The sequence below is a fragment of the Ensifer sp. EB106-05-01-XG146 genome (assembly GCF_058791875.1).
Genome location: NZ_JBYTDX010000001.1, coordinates 1,825,959 through 1,846,245, shown reverse-complemented (window position 1 = coordinate 1,846,245; position 20,287 = coordinate 1,825,959). Strand labels below are relative to the sequence as shown.

Below are 20,287 nucleotides of genomic sequence, written 5' to 3'. Positions count from 1 at the left end.
GTCACAATTTAAGTAGTTATCCTATTACTGAGAGCAATAGCGTGAACGAACGAAGTCTTGAGCGAAGCAAGAACGAGCTGTCGGAGTTTTTGACGAGACACAGGGCGAAGCTGACGCCGGCCGATGCCGGCCTTGCCTTCACCGGGCGGCGGCGCACCCCGGGCCTCAGGCGGGAGGAGGTGGCAGCGCTCGCCGGTGTCGGGCTCACCTGGTACACGTGGTTCGAGCAAGGGCGCGACATCAAAGTGTCGGAGGCGTTCCTGCTGAATGTGGCGCGAGCGCTGAAGCTCGACGACGCCGAATGCAGCCATCTGTTCCTGCTTGCCCACAAGCGGCCGCCACCGCCGGAGGCACATCATCGCGTTACCGTTTCGCCGCTGATCCAGACGTTGCTGGACGAGCTCACGGTCCGGCCGGCCCATGTGATCAACCTGCGCTGGGATGTCGTTGCCTGGAACGCTGCGGCAGACGCTCTGTTCGGCTTTAGCGCCCGGCAGCCGGAGCTTGGCAATATCCTGCAAATGGTGTTTGCCGATCCCGAGATACGAAGGCGCATGCCCGCCTGGCGCGAGGATGCGCCGAAGCTGCTTGCCCAGTTCCGATACGATTTTGCCGTGGCGCCGGATGATCCGTCGATGCTGGCCCTGGTCGAAAGCCTGAAGGACCTGTCGGCCGATTTCAGGCGCTGGTGGGCAGCGCCTGGCGTTGACGAGGTCCGTCGCGGGATCGGGTCCCTGATCGATGCCGGGGGCGGGCGCCTGCGTTTCCGGCACGAGACGTTGGTTGTGGACGAGCACCGGCATCTGCGGATGGTGGTTTACTTCGCCGAACCGGCGCTTGCCTGACGGCGACGCCCGAAGCGGCAGGCGCCGGGCCTTCTTATTCGAGGGCTGCGGCTATGGTAGCGCCGACCACGACGCTCGATAGCGCAGTGCCGAGCAGCAGCGAGGTGTTGACCGGCTTTCTCACGACCGTGCCGAAGTTGAAAAGGTTCATCGGCAGGAGGTGAAAACCGCCGCTTTCCGGCTTGCTCGACGGCGCTTCCATGAAGCACTCGTCGTCGAACCAGATCCAGTCGTCGCGCCAGGTCCAGCAGCCGTGCTGGCGGTAGATGTTTGCCACCTGCTCGGCGAAGCCCTTGTCGGCGGGCAGACGGATATAGTCTTGCGGCCTGCGGCTGAAATACTGCATGGCGAGCGGCATGGAGCGCTCGGTGCAATAGTTCGACATCCAGAGCTTGAAGCCGATCTCGTCGCGCAGCCGGTCCAGCACCCGGAAGACCTGGACGTGATCCTCATGGCCGTATTCGCCCCAGGGATTGTGGGTGAAGACGTTCATGTCGGGCTTCAGGAGCGGCAGCAGCGTACGATAGAGCGTTTCGTAATTGTCCCGGTAAGCCTGGGCGATCGGCCGGGTGGAGTGGCGGAAGCTGCCGGGCATGATCTGCGACAGCGATTTCTTGACGATGCGCTTGGCTTCGCGGCGTGTGCCTTCGGTGCCGAACTCCATGCCGAAGGGACCGGGCTTCGGGTTCGTCCAGTCGGCGCAATCGAAGGAGCCGGTTTCTTCCATTTCCAGAAAGCGCACTTTGCCGCGTGGGTAGGCCTTGATCGCAGCGGCGCGTGCGTCGCCCATCTGCGGCTCCGACCAGATATCGCGGTAAAGGATGATCACCTCGTCGACTTTTCGGAGGATCGAGGTGAACCACAGCAACTCGTCATCGGGATGGGCGCCGATGATGACGGAGTTCTTCAGAAAATCATGCGTGTCGGCCATGCTCTTGCGCGCCCTCGTGTTCGTCGCGCGCAATTCTGACGTGTAGAGATTAAACCGGCGTAAAGCGGGAGGGCGTGTCCACAGGGAAGCGGTGCGGTCGTAGGGCCACCGCCCTCTTGGCCTGACCCTCCCGGCAATTTACTGCGCAGACCAGACCGCCAGTTCGTAACCATCCGGGTCGGCGAAATGAAAGCGCCTTCCGCCAGGGAAGGTGAAGATCGGCTTGACGATCCTGCCTCCGGCCTTTTCGACGCGGGCGAGCATATCCTCGAGCTTGTCGGCATAGAGGATGATCAGCGGTCCGCCGCTGCCGACCGGGCCGGTGGTGGTAAAGCCGCCGGTCAGTCGGCCGTCCTGGAATTCGCAATATTCCGGGCCGTAGTCGTAAGGTCCAGCCGAAGGCGCTGCCGTAGAAGGCCTTGGTGGCGGCGATGTCGGAGACATTGAACTCGACATAGTCGATGCGGCTGTCGTTGCCCTTGTTACCCATTTTTCTACCTGTCTTCTCCGGATTCCATGATCGATTTCAAAGTGGCGAGATCCTTCGCCACCCAGCCGGCATCGCCGGCAAATTGTTCTGCGCTCATGCCCGGCTGCCGCAGCAGCGTGAACATCACCTCCGCGCCGTCGCCGTTCGGCACGACGCGCAGCGCATTGTGGACCTCTGTGCCGCCTTCCAGCGTGACGAGATGATCGGTGACGCCGAAGGCGTTGTCAGGCGCAAAGCGCACGCGGGCATTACCGAGCGGACCCGGCGCCAGCCAGTGATCACCCTCGCGGGTCAAGCCCGACGACAGGCCGGACGCCCAGCGCGGCATGTTCTCGGGCTTTGCCATGAAGGCATAGACGTCGCGCCAGTCGCGGTCGATGGTGGTGTGAACGATCTTTGCTTCAAGTGTTGCCATGCTTTGTTCTCCTGCATGACGGAGTAGCACGGGTCGCCCGACCGGTCTTGAACGAAACGGCCAGTCAGGCCGCCCGCCGGTCACCGACGAGCTGGCGGCGGATTTCGGCGGGTGAGAGCGAGGTCAGCTGCCTGGCCTCGCGCGACAGATGCGCCTGGTCGGCATAGCCGGCATCGAGCGCAAGCAGGCCGAGCGTGGCGGAGGGGTCCCTTTGGCAAGCCCCGAGGAAGCGCTGCAGTCTCAGGATGCGGTCGAGCGTCTTGGCGCCGTAGCCGAAATGCTCGTGGCAGCGGCGCCTCAGCGTCCTTTCACTGGTGCCGGTGACGGCAGCGAGGGCGCGGATGGGGTTGTCGGACGAGCCATGGCTCTGCCGCAGATGGGCGAGGGTGGCGGCGATATCGCCTGATGGCGGCGAGACGGCCGGCAGGCGCTCAAGCACCGCTTCCGTGAGCATCTCGGCGCGGTGGACCGCATCGGGCGCGTCCTCAATCCTGGTTTCGAGTTTGCGCGCGGCTGGACCCCAGAAGGCGTCGAGCGGAACGACCGCGCCGATGATCTGCGAAAGCGATGTGTGCAGGAAGGACGCCGCGATGCCCGGGCGGAAGCGCAGGCCGATGATGTCGGTGCCCGGCGCGAAGACGGGGAAGGCGGCCACCCGGTCGGGCCCGGCAACCGCCAGGCCGTGCCTGGACCAGAGGATATCGACACAGCCGTCGGGTACGACCGCGATGGGTGCGGCCGTCCCCTCCGGCAATTGGTGGCGCCAGAGGCATTCGACATGGCCGCCGAGTGCGCCGGGCGCGGCATACTCTCGATAGATACCGCGCCGCTTGGCCAGTGTCGGCTCTGTCGGAGCCGGCTCCGTCTGACTCAGCGGCCCGTGGGCGCCGTCCATGCCTTGTCCTCCACGCTTCGGACCGTGCCGGCCGCCTCTTGGCGCGACCAGATCTCGCCGTCGATCTGGCCCTGCAGCTCCGGATAGTCGGCCGCATGGAACACCGGGTCGAGACCCTGCCGGCGCTGGGCGAAATAGTCCTTCGTCAGTTTGGCAATGGTACCGGAGAGGAGCACGATGGCAATGAGGTTGATCGTCGCCATCAGCCCCATCGAGGCGTCTGCCGCGTCGAACACGGTGGTGATGCTTTCGGACGCACCCCAGACGACCATGACGAGCACGGCGCAGCGCATGACCAGAACGCCGACGCGATTGGCGCCGCCGAGATAGGTGAGCGCATTCTCCGCATAGGAATAGTTGCCGATGATCGAGGTGAAGGCGAAGAAGAAGATCGCGATGGCAATGAAGTAGCTGCCGGCCCAGCCGATATGCACGTTCATGGCCGCTTGCGTCAGTTGCGTTCCGGTGACGCCGGAACCGGGTTCCAAAGTGCCCGACAGCAGGATCATGACCGAGGTCGCGGTGCAGATCAGGATCGTATCGATGAAGACGCCGAGCGACTGCACAAAGCCCTGCGATGCCGGGTGATGCGGCACGGGCGTGGCGACGGCCGCGATATTCGGGGCCGAGCCCATCCCGGCTTCGTTGGAAAACAGGCCACGCTTGACGCCGTTCATCATCGCAGCCGTGACGCCGCCGGCGACACCGCCTGCCGCTTCCTGCAGGCCAAAGGCGCTGGAGATGATCGTCCACAGCACGCTCGGCACGATCGACGCGTTGACGACGAGCACGTAGATCGCGGTCAGGAGATAGGCGATCGCCATGAAGGGCACGACGATTTCGGCGACGCGGGCGATCTGGCGGATGCCGCCGAAGATGACGATGCCGGAGATGGTCGCAACCGCGATACCGACGGCGATCTTAGGCACACCGAACGCACCCTGGACGGCGTCCGCGATGGAATTGGCCTGCACGGCGTTGAAGACGAGGCCGAAGGAGAGGATCAGGCAGACGGAGAAGATCGTCGCCGCCCAGGGCGCGTTGAGGCCGCGGGCGATGTAGAAGGCGGGACCGCCGCGATATTGACCGTTTTCGTTGCGCACCTTGTAGAGCTGCGCCAGCGCGCTTTCCGCATAGGCCGTCGCCATGCCGACGAGCGCCACCATCCACATCCAGAAGGTGGCACCGGGACCACCGAGATAGAGCGCAACGGCAACGCCGGCGAGGTTGCCGGTGCCGACGCGCGAGGCGAGGCTGACGGTCAGCGCCTGGAACGGGCTGATACCGGCCGCATCCTTCGAGCCGCCGCTGCTTAAGACCCGGAACATCTCGCCGAAATGCACGATCTGCGGAAAGCCGAGGCGCAGGGTGAAGTAGATGCCGACGGCGAGCAGGCCGTAGATCAGCACGTAGCCCCAAAAGATCGTGTTCAGAAAGCCGATGATCGTGTCCATGCGGTTCCTCATTGGTATTGCAAGGTGTGGTGATGTGGCGAACCGCGGTACGGATCGAATGGGAAAGGCCGTTTACTACTTTTGAGCCTGGCATCTCTTTCGAGCGCCTGGACCTTTCGCCGCATGCTGGCGCTTTAGCCCGCAAACTTGACACAGATCAACGTTTTCGGCCGCCAAATCAGGCAAAACGTGATGCAATACATGACATATCCGGGGATTTCCCACAAATGAGCCCACAATCCGCCGCAAATCCTGCCTCCGTCGAACGTCACGAGGCCGAACCGGTCAATGCGGCGCATGTGCGCAAGCCGCTCTACGAAAAGCGCAAGAAGATCTTCCCGAAGCGTGCCGAAGGCAGCTTCCGTCGCTTCAAGTGGCTGGTGATGCTGGTGACGCTCGGCATCTATTATCTGACGCCCTGGATCCGTTGGGATCGTGGCGAGCATGCGCCGGACCAGGCTGTGCTCGTCGATATCGCCGCCCGGCGCTTCTATTTCTTCTTCATCGAGATCTGGCCGCAGGAGTTCTTCTTCGTCGCAGGCCTGCTCGTCATGGCCGGCTTCGGCCTGTTCCTGGTGACGTCTGCCGTCGGCCGCGCCTGGTGCGGCTATACCTGTCCGCAGACGGTATGGGTCGATCTCTTCCTGGTGGTCGAACGCTATATCGAAGGCGACCGCAATGCCCGCATGAAGCTCGATGCCGGTCCCTGGACGTTCGACAAGATCGTCAAGCGGGTGTCGAAGCACTCGATCTGGATCATGATCGGCATCGCCACGGGCGGCGCCTGGATCTTCTATTTCGCCGATGCGCCGACGCTTTTGAAAAGCTTCGTTTCGCTGGAAGCGCCCATGGTCGCCTACATGACCGTCGCGATTCTCACGGCGACGACCTATGTCTTCGGTGGACTGATGCGCGAGCAGGTCTGCACCTATATGTGCCCGTGGCCGCGCATCCAGGCGGCAATGCTCGACGAAAACTCGCTGGTCGTGACCTATAACGACTGGCGCGGCGAGCCGCGCTCGCGCCACCAGAAAAAGGCCGTCGCTGCCGGGGAGGCCGTCGGCGATTGCGTCGATTGCAACGCCTGCGTCGTCGTCTGTCCGATGGGCATCGACATTCGCGACGGCCAGCAACTCGAATGCATCACCTGCGCGCTCTGCATCGATGCCTGCGACGGTGTCATGGACAAGCTCGGCCGTGAACGCGGGCTGATTTCCTATGCGACGCTCAACGACTATGCCGCCAACATGGCGCTGGCCACCAATGGCGGTACGGCGGCGATCGATCCGGGTCGGGTGCGCAACGCCGACGGCGCATTTTCGGACAAGGTTCGCCACTTCAACTGGAAGATCGTCTTCCGGCCCCGTGTGCTCGTCTATCTCGGCGTCTGGACGCTGGTCGGTATCGGTCTGCTCTATGCGCTCCTGTCGCGCGACCGGCTGGAACTCAACGTGCTGCACGACCGCAACCCGCAGTTCGTCGTCGAATCCGATGGTTCGGTGCGCAACGGCTACATGGTCAAGCTCTTGAACATGATCCCCGAACAACGCACGATCACGCTCGCAATCGACGGGATGCCCTCTGCGACCATGCGCATCGCCGGCCAGGCAGCGGGCGACGGCCGGACCTTCGCCCTCGGTGTCGATCCGGACAAGGTGACGGCAGTCAAGGTGTTCGTGACGCTGCCAAAGGACAAGCTCGGCGAGGCGGACGACGGTTTCAGCCTGATCGTCGAGGATCCGTCGAGCCATGAGCGCGACGTCTACAAGGCCAACTTCAACAGCCCGGGAGCCGCAAAATGACGATAAACCAGGCAGGGGCGAAACAGGCAAAGGCACCGCGACCCTTCACCGGCTGGCACATGCTCGGCGTCATGGTGCTGTTCTTCGGCACGATCATCACCGTCAATCTGATCATGGCCTGGAACGCCAGCCATAGCTGGAGCGGATTGGTGGTGCAGAACACCTATGTCGCGAGCCAGCAGTTCAACGGCAAGGTGAAGGAAGCGAAGGCCTTTGTCGCCGATGGCCTCGACGGCAAGCTCAGCGTCGAAAACGAGGCGCTGCGCTACACGCTGACGCGCCGGGGCAACCCGGAGATGACTGCCGACAAGGTGGTGGCTGTGCTGAAACGCCCGGTCGAGGAGCATGAGGACGTCACGGTCGAGATGGCGCATCAGGGCGAGGGCGTCTTCGTTGCCGCAACCGCGCTGAAGCGCGGCCAGTGGATCGCCGACATCACCGCGACATCAGGCGAGACCGTCGTCTACCGCCAGGCCATCCGCTTCATGGTGCCGGGAGCTGCGAAATGAGCTGCTGTGCTCCCGGAACCGAAATGGCTCTGGAGGTCGACAGGGCCGGGCAGGGACTGCCGACAACGGAAGAGCTGTGGTTGATGAGCCGGTCGCTCGGCGGCGGTCTGCGCCAGACGGATTTGAGCGTGCCCGGCGTGCATTGCGGCGCCTGCATCAGCACGATCGAGGGCGCCTTGAAGACACGGCCGGAGGTTGACCGGGCGCGCGTGAACCTTTCGTCCCGGCGCGTGTCGATCGTCTGGAAGGAAGAGGTAAATGGCGCCCGTACCGATCCGCGGGAACTGGCGCGGGCCATCCGTTCGCGCGGCTACGAGACCCATCTTTTCGCGCCGGGCGAGGAAGACGGCGATCAGACACTGAAGAAGCTGGTGCGCGCCGTTGCCGTCTCGGGTTTTGCCTCGGCCAACATCATGCTGCTTTCGGTCTCGGTGTGGTCGGGGGCGGAGGCGGCGACCCGCGATCTCTTTCACTGGATCTCGGCGCTGATTGCCGCCCCTACGCTGATCTATGCCGGACGCTTCTTCTATGCGTCCGCCTGGAACGCGCTGAAGCACGGCCGTACCAACATGGACGTGCCGATTGCGCTGGCGATAACGCTCTCCTATTCGATCTCGCTCTACGAGACGATCACTCACGGCACCCATGCCTGGTTCGACGGCACGGTGATGCTGCTCTTCTTCCTGCTGATCGGCCGCACGCTCGACCACATGATGCGCGGGCGCGCCCGCTCGGCGATCAGCAGCCTGGCGAGGCTTTCGCCGCGCGGCGCCATGGTGGTGGATGCTGACGGCGGACGCGAGTATCGCCCTGTCGACGAGATCAAGCCAGGCGAGAAACTGGCGATCGCTGCCGGCGAGCGCATCCCCGTTGATGGCCGCATCCTCATTGGCACCAGCGATCTCGATCGCTCGATCGTCAATGGCGAGAGCGCGCCGGCGCCGGTCAAGGTCGGCGACGCCGTCGAGGCGGGTACGCTGAACCTCACAGGACCGCTGACGATCGAGGCGACGGCGGCGGCACGCGACTCGCTGCTTGCCGAGATCATGGGGCTGATGGAAGCCGCCGAAGGGGGCAGGGCGCGCTACCGCCGCATCGCCGACCGCGCGGCACAGTATTATTCGCCGGCGGTGCATCTGCTGGCTCTGCTCAGCTTCATCGGCTGGATGTTCGTCAACGGCGATTTCCATCATGCGATGCTGGTCGCCGTCGCCGTGCTGATCATCACCTGCCCCTGCGCACTCGGGCTTGCGGTACCTGTCGTGCAGGTGATTGCCGCCGGACGGCTCTTCCAGAACGGCGTCATGGTCAAGGACGGCTCGGCGATGGAGCGGCTTGCCGAGATCGATACGGTGCTGCTCGACAAGACCGGAACACTCACGGTTGGCGAGCCGCGGCTCGTCAATGGCGGGGACATTCAGCCATCGATCCTCGCGACGGCGGCGGGGCTCGCCGTGCATTCGCGCCATCCGCTGGCGATGGCCATTCATGATGCGGCGGCGATCGCGCCCGTCGTCAATGGCGACATCCGCGAAATCCCCGGTGCCGGCATTGAAGCGCAGACGCAAGCCGGTCTCTACCGGCTTGGCAGCCGCGCCTTTGCCTGCGGCGATGCCGGCGAGGCGACCGGCCAGTCGGAAGTGATCCTGTCGCTCGATGGCCGCGAACTCGCCTGCTTCCGCTTCGAGGACCGGCTCAGGCCGTTCGCCCGCGAGAGCATCGAGGAGCTTGGACGGCTCGGCCTTTCGACGGGCATTCTTTCGGGCGACCGCGCGCCGGTCGTCTCCGCCCTCGCCAAGCGGGCCGGCATCGAGCGCTTCAAGGCGGAACTGACGCCGCGCGGCAAGGTCGATGAATGTGCGGCCGCCGCTGAGGGCGGTCACCGGGTGCTGATGGTCGGCGACGGCATCAACGACGCGCCGGCGCTGCGCGCCGCGCACGTCTCGATGGCGCCGGCAACGGCCGCCGATGTTGGCCGCCAGGCGGCAGACTTCGTCTTCCTGCACCAGGGGCTGAACGCCGTGCCGATGGCGATCGATACGTCGCGCCGGGCCGGGCGGCTGATCCGCCAGAACTTTGCCCTGGCGATCGGCTACAACGTCATCGCCGTCCCGATCGCGATCCTCGGCTATGCCACACCGCTGATCGCGGCCGTCGCCATGTCGACCTCGTCGGTGATCGTCGTTGCCAACGCCTTGCGCCTGCGCGCGGCGACCGGCAATGTCACGGAGGTTGCCGAACAGAAGGCACCTGTCACGCTGCGGCCGGTCGGGAGCGCCTCATGAACACGCTGATCTATCTCATTCCCATCGCGCTGTTTCTCGGTGGGATTGGCCTCGTCGCCTTCCTTTGGGCACTGAAGAGCGGCCAATACGAAGACCTCGAAGGCGCCTCCTGGCGGGTGCTCGACGATGGCGATGGCAAGCCTGAAAAGAAGTGATTTCGTCAGTAATCACTTGTCCTTAATCGATTTGAATGCCAAAACAACCTCCGCCGTCGCTTCTCGCGCCTGGGCCTTCGACAGAGCCCCGCGCGAGGGGGCGAAGTTCAATTCGAAGGGCCGGCACAGACGCGTTTATCCCGATCGCGCCCGGCACTTCTGTCCAATGGAGGCAATCACGTGTCACAGGCGGAAATCGGCCTAATCGGTCTCGGCGTCATGGGCTCGAACCTGGCGCTCAACATCGCTGAAAAAGGCAACAAGATCGCGGTGTTCAACCGCACCGTCGAAGCGACGCACAAATTCTACGCGGAGGCCGGCGACCTCCAGGGCCAGATCGTGCCCTGCGACACCATTGAAGAGTTTGTCGCCGCCATCCGCCCGCCGCGTCCGATCATCATCATGATCAAGGCCGGCGAGCCGGTCGACCAGCAGATGGAAATCCTGAAGCCGTATCTCGCCAAGGGCGACATCATGATCGATGCCGGCAACGCCAACTTCCGCGACACGATGCGCCGCTTCGAGACGCTGAAGGATTCGGGTCTTACCTTCATCGGCATGGGCGTTTCCGGCGGTGAGGAAGGCGCGCGCCACGGCCCGTCGATCATGGTCGGCGGCAAGGAAGAGTCCTGGAAGCGCGTCGAGAGCGTGCTGACCTCGATCGCCGCCAAGTATGACAACGTGCCTTGCGTCGCCTGGCTCGGCGAAAACGGCGCCGGCCACTTCGTCAAGACCATCCACAACGGCATCGAATATGCCGACATGCAGATGATCGCCGAAATCTACGGCATCCTGCGCGACGGCCTGAAGATGTCGGCGAGCGAGATCGGCGAAGTCTTCGGCACCTGGAACAAGGGCCGCCTCAATTCCTACCTGATCGAGATCACCGAGAAGGTGCTGAAGGCCGCCGATCCTTTGACCGGCAAGCCGATCGTCGACCTGATCCTCGACAAGGCCGGTCAGAAGGGCACCGGCAAGTGGTCGGTGATCGAGGCGCAGAACATGGGCGTGCCGGCAACCGGCATAGAGGCGGCGGTTGCAGCCCGCAGCATCTCCTCGATGAAGGACGAGCGCGAAGCGGCCGAAAAGATCCTCGGGCTTCCCCAAGTTGGCGAGTTCAAGGTCGCCGACAGGGCAGCCTTCATCAAGGATCTCGAAAGCGCGCTGCTTGCCGCCAAGATCGGCGCCTATGCGCAAGGCTTCGCCGTGATGTCGGCGGCGTCCAAGGAGTTCAACTGGAACCTGCCGATGCCGACGATCGCCAAGATCTGGCGCGCCGGCTGCATCATCCGTTCGCAGTTCCTGGACGAGATCACCACCGCCTTCACCAAGGCGCCGGATGCCGCCAACCTGATCGTCACGCCGGCCTTTGCCGCCATGGTCAAGGACACCGACGGGGCGCTGCGCCGCGTCGTCTCGGCCGCCGTTCTCGGCGGCCTGCCGGTTCCGGCACTCGCCTCCGCACTCGGCTACTTCGACAGCTACCGCCGCGGCCGCGGCACGGCCAACGTCATCCAGGCGCAGCGCGACTTCTTCGGCGCCCATGGCTTTGACCGCGTCGACGGTGCCGACAGCCATCATGGCCCGTGGGGCAGCGGCCTGAACGCCTGAGCGTTCGAGTAAACAGATGAATGCGGGGCGGCCTTCGGGTCGCCCCGTTTTCGGTTGGGAATCGTGCTGACTGGACTGGATGCTAGCCCGTCATCGAGACAGGTGCCGATCGTTCCGCGGTTCCCCCGCCGCCTGACGCGCTGGGATTGGAACAGGACTTGATCGGCAGGACGGCGAAAAGCGAGGCAATCATCAGCACAACGATGATCAACAGCAGCCTGTCGGTGAAGGCAGCGCGAAAAATCTGAAAGACATAATGTTTGGTCTTCATCGTGCCCACGCGCTTTCTTCGCCATCCCTTCCGGGAGGGCCTTCGTGCATCGTGGACGTCATGCGTCCGTTCCTGTGAATGTACGTCAGACGGGAAACGGCCGAAAGTGCCGATTGTTGCCGGCCTGGGCTTGTGCACCGCGTGACGCCAGTTGTCCCAAAGACCCCTGGCGGGCGCGGCTAACGCCGAGAAGCGCGGCGATCGTCGCGGGTTCGGCTGCGTTCGCCCGGGTGCTGCGAGCCGCGCATCGTTTCGCGCTCATCCGTTCGACGCGGAAATGGCGTAACCGTGTTTGGCGGTGACGAGCGGCGGCGCCGTTGCCGCAGCCTACCCAGTCTCTTTGGCGGATCGACAAAGATCACCAGCAGAAAGCCGATGGCCATGAGCAGGTAGGCCGGAATGCCGGTCGTTGTGCTGCCGACGAAAGCGCAAAGCATGGCGAGCGCCAGATAGATGCCGATGGTCAAGGGATTGGACAGGAAGGCCCACGCGCGGTCAGTCAGCCTGTCTTTCCATGCAATTCTCGATGTCATGCCGAACATCACCTGTCTGAAGTGATTGGCAGCTTTTTTGTTTGCTGCGATGGCGCCCCAGCCCGTGCAATATGTGACCGGTGCATGGCGCGGCAATGACACTCAGACCTTTGGCAGCAAGAGTCGGACCAAAGTCCCATCGATTTCACGGCGCGATAAGTTAGGATCGGTGGGCGTTGCCACGGCAGCGCCACAAGAACCTAGTTTTTTCAGTACCGATTTAGAGCAGGGTCGCGTTATGCGTTTGGGTTCTGCTTGCAGGTCCTCGGTCCCGCCGAGGAAGGCGGTGACTGCGAAATGCTGGGCGCCGGCGCGCGACGCCCAGCTTGCTTTGCTTCAGCTGCGAAGACCCGGCGCTTCCTGGCCGGTCCGCTCGACATATTCCGTGTAACCGCCGCCATACTGATGGATGCCCTCGGGCGTCAGCTCCAGCACACGGTTGGAAAGGGCTGCGAGGAAGTGGCGGTCGTGCGAAACGAACAGCATGGTGCCTTCGTAGTCCGCGAGCGCCTTGATCAGCATTTCCTTGGTGTCGAGGTCGAGGTGGTTGGTGGGTTCGTCGAGAACAAGCAGATTCGGCGGGTCAAAGAGCATGATCGCCATCACCAGGCGCGCCTTCTCGCCGCCCGAAAGCACCCGGCACTTCTTCTCGACATCGTCCCCGGAAAAGCCGAAGCAGCCGGCAAGCGCGCGCAGCGGCGCCTGGCCGGCCTGCGGGAAGGTGTCTTCGAGCTGCTGCAGCACCGTGCGGTCGCCATCGAGCACGTCCATCGCATGCTGGGCGAAGTAGCCCATCTTGACGCTGGCGCCGAGCGCGACATTGCCTTCGTCCGGTTCGGTCGAGCCGGCGACGAGCTTCAACAGCGTCGACTTGCCGGCACCATTGATGCCCATGATGCACCAGCGCTCCCGGCGGCGCACCATGAAGTCGAGCCCTTCATAGATGCTGCGGCTGCCATATTTCTTGTGCACGCCCTTGATGTTGATGACGTCTTCGCCGGAGCGCGGCGCCGGACGGAATTCGAAGTTGACCGTCTGGCGGCGCTTCGGCGGCTCGACCCGGTCGATCTTCTCGAGCTTCTTTACGCGGCTCTGGACCTGCGAGGCGTGCGAGGCGCGCGCCTTGAAGCGCTCGATGAACTTGATCTCCTTTGCGAGCATCGCCTGCTGGCGCTCGAACTGCGCCTGCTGCTGCTTCTCGTTCTGGGCGCGCTGCTGCTCGTAGAAGCCGTAGTCGCCCGAATACGCGTTGAGCTGGCCTGCGTCGATCTCGATGATCTTGGTGATGATGCGGTTCATGAACTCGCGGTCGTGCGAGGTCATCATCAGTGCGCCGTCGTAGTTCTTGAGGAAGTCTTCGAGCCAGATCAGGCTTTCGAGATCGAGATGGTTGCTCGGTTCGTCGAGCAGCATCACGTCGGGCCGCATCAGCAGGATACGGGCAAGCGCCACGCGCATCTTCCAGCCGCCCGAGAGCTTGCCGACGTCGCCGTCCATCATCTCCTGGGAGAAGCTGAGGCCCGCCAGCACTTCGCGGGCGCGGCCCTCGAGCGCGTAGCCGTCGAGTTCTTCGTAGCGCGCCTGCACCTCGCCGTAGCGCTCGATAATCGCGTCCATTTCATCGAGGCGATCCGGATCGACCATGGCGGCCTCGAGCTCGCGCAGCTCGGCGGCAACTTCGCTGACAGGGCCAGCGCCGTTCATCACTTCGGCAACGGCGCTGTTGCCGGACATCTCGCCGACGTCCTGGTTGAAGTAGCCGATGGTGACGCCCTTATCGACGGCGACCTGGCCTTCGTCGGGGATTTCCTCGCCGGTGATCATGCGGAAGAGCGAGGACTTTCCGGCGCCGTTCGGGCCGACGAGGCCGACCTTTTCGCCGCGGTTGAGCGCGGCGGAGGCTTCGATGAAAAGAATGCGGTGGCTGAGCTGCTTGCTGATGTTTTCGATACGGATCATGTCTGCGGTAGCCTGAAGGGAGGAGCGGGGCGCAGTCGCGCCCAATTGTTGCCCCGGCCTGTCGCAGGTTTCTGCGTCACAAGCAAGACTTGAGGGCTGTTTTCAGCCTTTCCTAGGCGCGCAAGCCACGCGTGATCGGCGGCTGGAACTCGGGCTGGCTAAGGCTCTGCAGCGTTTCTGGCGGCTGGCCGTCGATGTGGCCGATGACTGCCTTGGCCAGTTCCCGACCGGCCACGCGGATGTCCTCGTACATGGTCATGACTTCCGGGCGCAGCCAGCGCAGGAAGTCGCTCGGTGACTTCGAGACCATGTCGCAGTCTTCGCCGAGCTTCTTCTTGGCCATTTCCAGGCCGGCAATCAAAGCGATCGCACCGGAGCCGCTGCCCGAAACGATGCCGTCGGGCGCGTCCGCCGAGCGCATCAGGGGTTCGAAGGCGTCGCGGATCTCGACCAGTGAATGGTCAATGTTGGTCTGGTGGAAGCCGACTGCATCCGCCTGGAAATCGCGAAGCCCACGCTCGAAACCGGCGCGCATGTGTGAATAGAAGGTGAGGTGCGGCGGCGGCTCGAGCAGCACCAGCTTCCGCCGGCCGCGCGCCACCAGTTTGCGTACCGCCTCGTAGGCGAAACGCTCGTTGTCGAAGTCGTGATAGGGGTGAACGATCCCCATTTCGGTGCGGCCGTGCGTGACGAAGGGCAGGCCGCGCTCGGTCAAAAGCGCCACACGCGGATCGTGCGGCTCGGTTCGCGAGATGATCACGCCGTCTGCGGCACCCGTGTCGAGGATATAGCGGATCGGCGCCAGCGCGTCCTTGACGGCGCTATAGGGGGTGACGACCAGGTGGTAGGGCGTGCCGGCAAGGATCTCGGTGATGCCGACGACCATCGGGCTGGTGATGCCCATGATCTCTTCTTCCAGCGTCAATACGAGACTGATGACATTGGTCTTGCCGGTTCTCAGGCGCACGCCGGCGCGGTTCGGCTGGTAGCCGATCTGTTTGGCGACGAGCCGCACACGCTCCTTGGTTTCCGCACCGATATCGGGCGCATCCTTCAACGCCCGCGAAACCGTAGTGATGCCGAGCCCGGTCATGAAGGCGATCGTCTTCAGTGTCGGACGGGCTCCATCCGGCAGTGTCTGCGGCCTGTTTTTCGTCTTGTTGTCCATTGCCGTCACCCGCCCACTCTCTTGCCGCACGCCGCCAGATTGCCCGTCCGGCAGCGAAACGCGTCGGTTCAGTTCCATCCGCCGCGCCGTCGCCCTGTCACGTCATCGCGTTATATACGAAAAGTCGGTGGCGGCTATGCTGCTTTGGATGGATCAAATTGCTTCAAATCTGTAACGATACAGTTGCGATGTCGAGCGTTTTCGTTGCTGCGCTGCGAAAGATGGAGCGGACTGGTTGAATCGGAAGTTTTGGCGCATGCTTTTTGCACTTGCGAGATGGCGCCTCCGATGCCGGTACGCCATTTTTGCGGAAAATATATGTATTTCAGCGCGATGTAAGGGATTCCTGCTGGCCGCGTGGGTGCCGCCATTGCGCGCAAAGCGCTTTGGAACGCGGCTGCGTATGCACGCAATGGGTGTTTTTTAAAATTCTGTTTAAATCGATTGTGGTGGGTGTTGCGTCCTGTAATCGATTGCACTAAGTTTTTTACGGTAACGTTACAGTGAGGGAGGAGACTCATGAATTTACGTTCTTTCGCCGCCGTGCTTTCAGCCGCCGTGGCCCTGCCGCTCAGCACAGCCAACGCTGTCGATCTTGAAGTGACCCATTGGTGGACCTCGGGCGGCGAAGCTGCCGCGGTCGCGGAACTCGCCAAGGCCTTCGATGCGACGGGCAATCACTGGGTCGACGGCGCGATCGCCGGTTCTGGCGGCACCGCCCGTCCGATCATGATCAGCCGCATCACCGGTGGCGACCCGATGGGCGCCACGCAGTTCAACCATGGTCGCCAGGCCGAGGAACTGGTTCAGGCCGGGCTGATGCGTGATCTCACCGATGTCGCAACCCGCGAGAAGTGGAAGGACATCATCAAGCCGGCGAGCCTGCTTGATTCCTGCACGATCGACGGCAAGATCTATTGCGCCCCGGTCAACATCCACTCCTGGCAGTGGCTGTGGCTGTCGAATACGGCCTTCAAGACGGCCGGCGTCGAGGTTCCGAAGAACTGGGATGAATTCGTGGCCGCGGCGCCCGCGCTCGAAAAGGCAGGCATCGTGCCGCTCGCCGTCGGCGGTCAGCCGTGGCAGGCAGCCGGCGCCTTCGACGTGCTGATGGTGGCGATCGCCGGCAAGGACACCTTCCAGAAGGTCTTCGGCGACAAGGACGAGGAAGTGGCAGCGGGTCCTGAGATCGCCAAGGTCTTCAAGGCTGCCGACGATGCCCGCCGCATGTCGAAAGGCTCCAACGTCCAGGACTGGAACCAGGCGACCAACATGGTCATCACCGGCAAGGCCGGCGGCCAGATCATGGGCGACTGGGCGCAGGGTGAATTCGCGCTGGCCGGCCAGAAGGCCGGAACCGACTACACCTGCCTGCCGGGCCTCGGCGTCAACGAGATCATCTCGACCGGTGGCGACGCCTTCTACTTCCCGCTTCTGAAGGACGAGGAAAAGTCGAAGGCGCAGGAAGCGCTGGCCTCGACGCTGCTCGATCCGAAGACGCAGGTCGCCTTCAACCTCAAGAAGGGTTCGCTGCCGGTGCGCGGCGACGTCGATCTGGCGGCTGCCAACGACTGCATGAAGAAGGGGCTGGACATTCTTGCCAAGGGCAACGTGATCCAGGGTACCGACCAGCTGCTTTCGGCCGACAGCCAGAAGCAGAAGGAAGACCTGTTCTCCGAATTCTTCGCCAACCCGTCGATCACGCCGGAAGACGCGCAGAAGCGCTTCGCCGACATCATCGCGAACGCGGAGTAACCGCAATTGCCTTGGCCGGCCTCTTTGAAAACGAGGCCGGTCAAAGCCTCCCATTCGGCAGGATGTGCCGGTCGTCCGCGCGTGATGCGTTTGCGGGCCCCATGGGAGTGGTTGTCGCCCTGATGTGGCAGAGCGCTGCGCGCTGAGTGCGCGGGGCTGCCCATCGTCCGAAACCCAATGCAGTTCCGGAGGAACGAAACATGGCGGGTTACACACAAGGTTCGGGCCGACCGAACCAGTGGCTGCGGAACCTGAACGCGAAGATTGCCTCCGTCCCGATGATCTTGACGGCCGTGGTGATCTTCCTCGGCGGCACGATCTGGACGGTCGTCTATTCCTTCACCAATTCCAAGCTGTTGCCGCGGCTCTCATTCGTCGGCCTCGATCAGTACGAGCGCCTCTGGGCGGCGCCGCGCTGGCTGATCTCGGTGCAGAATCTGGCAATCTACGGCATCTTCTCGCTGATCTTCAGCCTGCTGATCGGCTTCGTGCTGGCCGCATTGATGGACCAGAAGATCCGCTTCGAAAATACCTTCCGCACCATCATGCTCTATCCCTTCGCCCTGTCCTTCATCGTGACGGGCCTGGTCTGGCAATGGCTGCTCAATCCGGAATTCGGCATCCAGTCGGTGGTGCGCTCGCTCGGCTGGGAAAGCTTCACCTTCGACCCGCTCTATAATGCCGACATCGTCATCTACGGCATCCTGATCGCAGCCCTCTGGCAGGGCACCGGGCTCGTCATGTGCCTGATGCTCGCAGGTCTTCGCGGCATCGACGAGGACATCTGGAAGGCCGCGCGCGTCGACGGCATACCCATGTGGAAGACCTACATCTTCGTCGTCATTCCGATGATGCGCGGCGTCTTCATCACCACGCTGGTGATCATCGCCAGCGGCATCGTCAAGGTTTACGACCTGGTGGTGGCGCAGACGAGCGGCGGTCCCGGCATCGCGTCGGAAGTGCCTGCAAAATATGTCTACGACTACATGTTCCAGGCGCAGAACCTCGGTCAGGGCTTTGCCGCCTCGACGATGATGCTCATCACCGTCGCCATCATCATCGTGCCTTGGGCCTATCTGGAATTCGGGGGAGGGCGCAAGCGTGTCTGATATCGTTGCTTTCAATTCGGTGACTGAAGAGGCCGCACTGCAGGCGCAGACAAACCGGGTCGTCGCTGGCCCCCGCGGCGCCAAGCCCCGCCGGGCGTTGTCTGGCCGCAACATCATGATCTACGGCACGCTGATTGTCGTGGCGCTGTACTACCTGCTGCCGCTCTACGTGATGGTCATGACTTCGCTCAAGGGCATGCCGGAAATCCGGCTCGGCAACATCTTTGCCCCGCCGGTTGAAATCACCTTCGAGCCTTGGGCAAAGGCCTGGGCGAGCGCTTGCACGGGGCTCAACTGCGACGGCCTTTCGCGCGGCTTCTGGAACTCGGTGCGCATCACCGTTCCTTCGACGATCGTCTCGATCGCGATCGCCTCGGTCAACGGTTATGCGCTCGCCAACTGGCGCTTCAAGGGGGCGGAGCTGTTCTTCACCATCCTCATCGTCGGCGCCTTCATTCCCTATCAGGTGATGATCTATCCGATCGTCATCGTACTGCGGGAAATGGGCATCTACGGCACGCTCACCGGCCTCATCCTCGTGCACACCATCTTCGGCATGCCGATCCTGACGCTGCTCTTCCGCAACTATTTCGCCGGCCTGCCGGAGGAACTGTTCAAGGCCGCGCGCGTCGATGGCGCCGGCTTCTGGACGATCTACTTCAAGATCATGCTGCCGATGTCACTGCCGATCTTCGTGGTAGCGATGATCCTGCAGGTCACCGGGATCTGGAACGACTTCCTGTTCGGCGTCGTGTTCACCCGGCCGGAATACTACCCGATGACGGTTCAGCTCAACAACATCGTCAACTCGGTCCAGGGCGTGAAGGAATACAACGTCAACATGGCGGCGACGATCCTGACCGGGGCGGTTCCGCTCTTCGTCTACTTCGTCTCCGGACGGCTTTTTGTCCGCGGCATCGCCGCCGGCGCAGTGAAAGGGTAACAACATGCAAAACGTCAGCGTATCGGTCAAAGACCTGTCGTTGAGCTTCGGTGCCGTCACTGTGCTCGACACGCTCAACCTCGACATCAAGGACGGCGAGTTCCTGGTGCTGCTCGGCTCGTCCGGCTGCGGCAAGTCGACCCTGCTGAACTGCATCGCCGGGCTGCTCGATGTCAGCGACGGGCAGATCTTCATCAAGAACAAGAACGTCACCTGGGAGGAGCCCAAGGACCGCGGCATCGGCATGGTGTTCCAGTCCTACGCGCTCTATCCGCAGATGTCGGTGGAGAAGAACCTCTCCTTCGGCCTGCAGGTCGCCAAGGTGCCGAAGGAAGAGATCGACAAGCGCGTCAGCCGCGCCGCCGAGATCCTGCAGATCCAGCCGCTCTTGAAGCGCAAGCCTTCGGAACTCTCGGGCGGCCAGCGCCAGCGTGTGGCGATCGGCCGGGCGCTGGTGCGCGATGTCGACGTGTTCCTGTTCGACGAGCCGCTCTCCAACCTCGACGCCAAGCTGCGCTCGGAACTGCGCGTCGAGATCAAGCGGCTGCACCAGTCGCTGAAGAACACGATGATCTACGTCACCCATGACCAGATCGAGGCCTTGACACTTGCCGACCGCATCGCGGTCATGAAGAGCGGCGTGATCCAGCAGCTTGCCGATCCGATGACGATCTACAACGCGCCGGAAAACCTGTTCGTCGCCGGCTTCATCGGTTCGCCGTCGATGAACTTCTTTCGCGGCGAACTGCAGCTGCGCGACCAGCGCGCCTACGTCCACGCCAACGGCGTCGATTTCGACGTGTCGGCCTATCCGTCGCGCGCGCCCTTCGTGCATGGCCAGAAGGTGGTGCTGGGCTTGAGGCCCGAGCATGTGCGCGTCGACGAAGCGGCAAGTGGCGCGCCGGCCTCGCACCGGGCGGTCGTCGATATCGAGGAGCCGATGGGCGCCGACAATCTGCTGTGGCTGAAGCTTGCCGGACAGTCGATGTCGGTTCGTATCGCCGGCCAGCGGCGCTATGCGCCGGGCACGGCGGTCACGCTTTCCTTCGACATGGGCGTCGCCTCGATCTTCGATGCGACAAGCGAGAACCGACTCTGAAATAAGGAGATGCCGGGCGGCCACCGCTGCCCGGCACCTCCCAGCAATGACTGTGCCG

20 protein-coding genes and 1 pseudogene are annotated in these 20,287 nt (G+C 63.1%); 10 read left to right on the top strand and 11 right to left on the bottom strand.

Annotated features, from left to right (window positions below; all coding sequences use genetic code 11):
• Positions 1-41 precede the first annotated feature (41 nt).
• Complete coding sequence (locus AC3WVQ_RS09070) at positions 42-845, top strand: helix-turn-helix transcriptional regulator (RefSeq protein ID WP_090293984.1); 804 nt, start codon at positions 42-44, stop codon at positions 843-845.
• Between the two features lie 34 nt (positions 846-879).
• Here AC3WVQ_RS09070 and AC3WVQ_RS09065 read toward each other — a convergent pair whose 3' ends face one another.
• The 6 genes and pseudogenes from AC3WVQ_RS09065 to AC3WVQ_RS09040 all read right to left on the bottom strand — a co-directional run bounded on the left by AC3WVQ_RS09065 (position 880) and on the right by AC3WVQ_RS09040 (position 5,030).
• Positions 880-1,776 carry a hypothetical protein gene (locus AC3WVQ_RS09065; RefSeq protein ID WP_176960253.1) on the bottom strand — a complete coding sequence of 299 codons (897 nt, stop codon included), beginning with the start codon at positions 1,774-1,776 and terminating at the stop codon, positions 880-882.
• 138 nt (positions 1,777-1,914) lie between these two features.
• A complete protein-coding gene (locus AC3WVQ_RS09060; RefSeq protein WP_492382701.1) occupies positions 1,915-2,220 on the bottom strand; it encodes a VOC family protein in 306 nt (101 codons plus the stop codon).
• Positions 2,192-2,266, bottom strand: a pseudogene (locus AC3WVQ_RS09055) (VOC family protein); the annotation flags it as partial. The pseudogene AC3WVQ_RS09055 and the gene AC3WVQ_RS09060, both read right to left, overlap by 29 nt.
• A 4-nt stretch (positions 2,267-2,270) precedes the next feature.
• On the bottom strand, positions 2,271-2,681 hold the full coding sequence (locus AC3WVQ_RS09050) for an SRPBCC family protein (protein WP_090293980.1): 411 nt from the start codon (positions 2,679-2,681) through the stop codon (positions 2,271-2,273).
• A gap of 64 nt (positions 2,682-2,745) precedes the next feature.
• Positions 2,746-3,576, bottom strand: coding sequence for a helix-turn-helix domain-containing protein (locus tag AC3WVQ_RS09045; RefSeq protein ID WP_244546687.1), 831 nt, complete (start codon positions 3,574-3,576; stop codon positions 2,746-2,748).
• On the bottom strand, positions 3,552-5,030 hold the full coding sequence (locus tag AC3WVQ_RS09040; RefSeq protein ID WP_089044184.1) for an alanine/glycine:cation symporter family protein: 1,479 nt from the start codon (positions 5,028-5,030) through the stop codon (positions 3,552-3,554). Before AC3WVQ_RS09040 ends, AC3WVQ_RS09045 begins: the two co-directional genes overlap by 25 nt.
• Positions 5,031-5,257: 227 nt before the next feature.
• Here AC3WVQ_RS09040 and ccoG point away from each other — a divergent pair, with 227 nt between their 5' ends.
• The 5 genes from ccoG (at position 5,258) to gnd (ending at position 11,392) form a co-directional block, all read left to right on the top strand.
• A complete protein-coding gene (ccoG, locus tag AC3WVQ_RS09035; protein WP_034788396.1) occupies positions 5,258-6,832 on the top strand; it encodes a cytochrome c oxidase accessory protein CcoG in 1,575 nt (524 codons plus the stop codon).
• Positions 6,829-7,341 (top strand): FixH family protein, encoded by a 513-nt coding sequence (locus AC3WVQ_RS09030; protein ID WP_034788399.1) that lies wholly within the window; start codon positions 6,829-6,831, stop codon positions 7,339-7,341. The genes ccoG and AC3WVQ_RS09030 overlap by 4 nt, the downstream gene beginning before the upstream one ends.
• Complete coding sequence (locus AC3WVQ_RS09025; protein WP_090293978.1) at positions 7,338-9,626, top strand: cation-translocating P-type ATPase; 2,289 nt, start codon at positions 7,338-7,340, stop codon at positions 9,624-9,626. Before AC3WVQ_RS09030 ends, AC3WVQ_RS09025 begins: the two co-directional genes overlap by 4 nt.
• Positions 9,623-9,781: a cbb3-type cytochrome oxidase assembly protein CcoS gene (gene ccoS, locus AC3WVQ_RS09020; protein ID WP_043615060.1), complete on the top strand. Its 159-nt coding sequence runs from the start codon at positions 9,623-9,625 to the stop codon at positions 9,779-9,781. The genes AC3WVQ_RS09025 and ccoS overlap by 4 nt, the downstream gene beginning before the upstream one ends.
• Positions 9,782-9,961: 180 nt before the next feature.
• Positions 9,962-11,392: an NADP-dependent phosphogluconate dehydrogenase gene (gene gnd / locus AC3WVQ_RS09015; RefSeq protein WP_090293976.1), complete on the top strand. Its 1,431-nt coding sequence runs from the start codon at positions 9,962-9,964 to the stop codon at positions 11,390-11,392.
• A gap of 82 nt (positions 11,393-11,474) precedes the next feature.
• Here the strand turns inward: gnd and AC3WVQ_RS09010 are convergent, their stop codons facing one another.
• The 5 genes from AC3WVQ_RS09010 to AC3WVQ_RS08990 form a co-directional block, all read right to left on the bottom strand.
• The gene (locus AC3WVQ_RS09010; protein WP_113079769.1) at positions 11,475-11,663 is read right to left on the bottom strand and encodes a hypothetical protein; all 189 of its coding nucleotides are present in this window, start codon (positions 11,661-11,663) and stop codon (positions 11,475-11,477) included.
• A gap of 179 nt (positions 11,664-11,842) precedes the next feature.
• Positions 11,843-12,298 carry a hypothetical protein gene (locus AC3WVQ_RS09005; protein ID WP_143034190.1) on the bottom strand — a complete coding sequence of 152 codons (456 nt, stop codon included), beginning with the start codon at positions 12,296-12,298 and terminating at the stop codon, positions 11,843-11,845.
• A 234-nt stretch (positions 12,299-12,532) separates the two neighbouring features.
• A complete protein-coding gene (locus AC3WVQ_RS09000) occupies positions 12,533-14,155 on the bottom strand; it encodes an ABC-F family ATP-binding cassette domain-containing protein (RefSeq protein WP_090293970.1) in 1,623 nt (540 codons plus the stop codon).
• A gap of 112 nt (positions 14,156-14,267) precedes the next feature.
• Positions 14,268-15,323 carry a LacI family transcriptional regulator gene (locus AC3WVQ_RS08995; RefSeq protein ID WP_060520634.1) on the bottom strand — a complete coding sequence of 352 codons (1,056 nt, stop codon included), beginning with the start codon at positions 15,321-15,323 and terminating at the stop codon, positions 14,268-14,270.
• A gap of 134 nt (positions 15,324-15,457) precedes the next feature.
• Entirely contained in the window at positions 15,458-15,844 is a 387-nt protein-coding gene (locus tag AC3WVQ_RS08990) for a hypothetical protein (RefSeq protein ID WP_492382700.1), read from the bottom strand.
• Between AC3WVQ_RS08990 and AC3WVQ_RS08985 the strand changes: the two genes are divergently transcribed.
• From AC3WVQ_RS08985 to AC3WVQ_RS08970, 4 genes are all read left to right on the top strand, one after another.
• Positions 15,843-17,078 (top strand): ABC transporter substrate-binding protein, encoded by a 1,236-nt coding sequence (locus AC3WVQ_RS08985; RefSeq protein ID WP_492382699.1) that lies wholly within the window; start codon positions 15,843-15,845, stop codon positions 17,076-17,078. The genes AC3WVQ_RS08990 and AC3WVQ_RS08985 overlap by 2 nt on opposite strands.
• A gap of 200 nt (positions 17,079-17,278) precedes the next feature.
• Positions 17,279-18,187: a carbohydrate ABC transporter permease gene (locus AC3WVQ_RS08980; RefSeq protein ID WP_034788417.1), complete on the top strand. Its 909-nt coding sequence runs from the start codon at positions 17,279-17,281 to the stop codon at positions 18,185-18,187.
• A 115-nt stretch (positions 18,188-18,302) separates the two neighbouring features.
• Positions 18,303-19,130, top strand: coding sequence for a carbohydrate ABC transporter permease (locus tag AC3WVQ_RS08975; RefSeq protein ID WP_370689664.1), 828 nt, complete (start codon positions 18,303-18,305; stop codon positions 19,128-19,130).
• A 4-nt stretch (positions 19,131-19,134) separates the two neighbouring features.
• Positions 19,135-20,229 (top strand): ABC transporter ATP-binding protein, encoded by a 1,095-nt coding sequence (locus tag AC3WVQ_RS08970; RefSeq protein ID WP_034788421.1) that lies wholly within the window; start codon positions 19,135-19,137, stop codon positions 20,227-20,229.
• Positions 20,230-20,287: the final 58 nt, after the last annotated feature.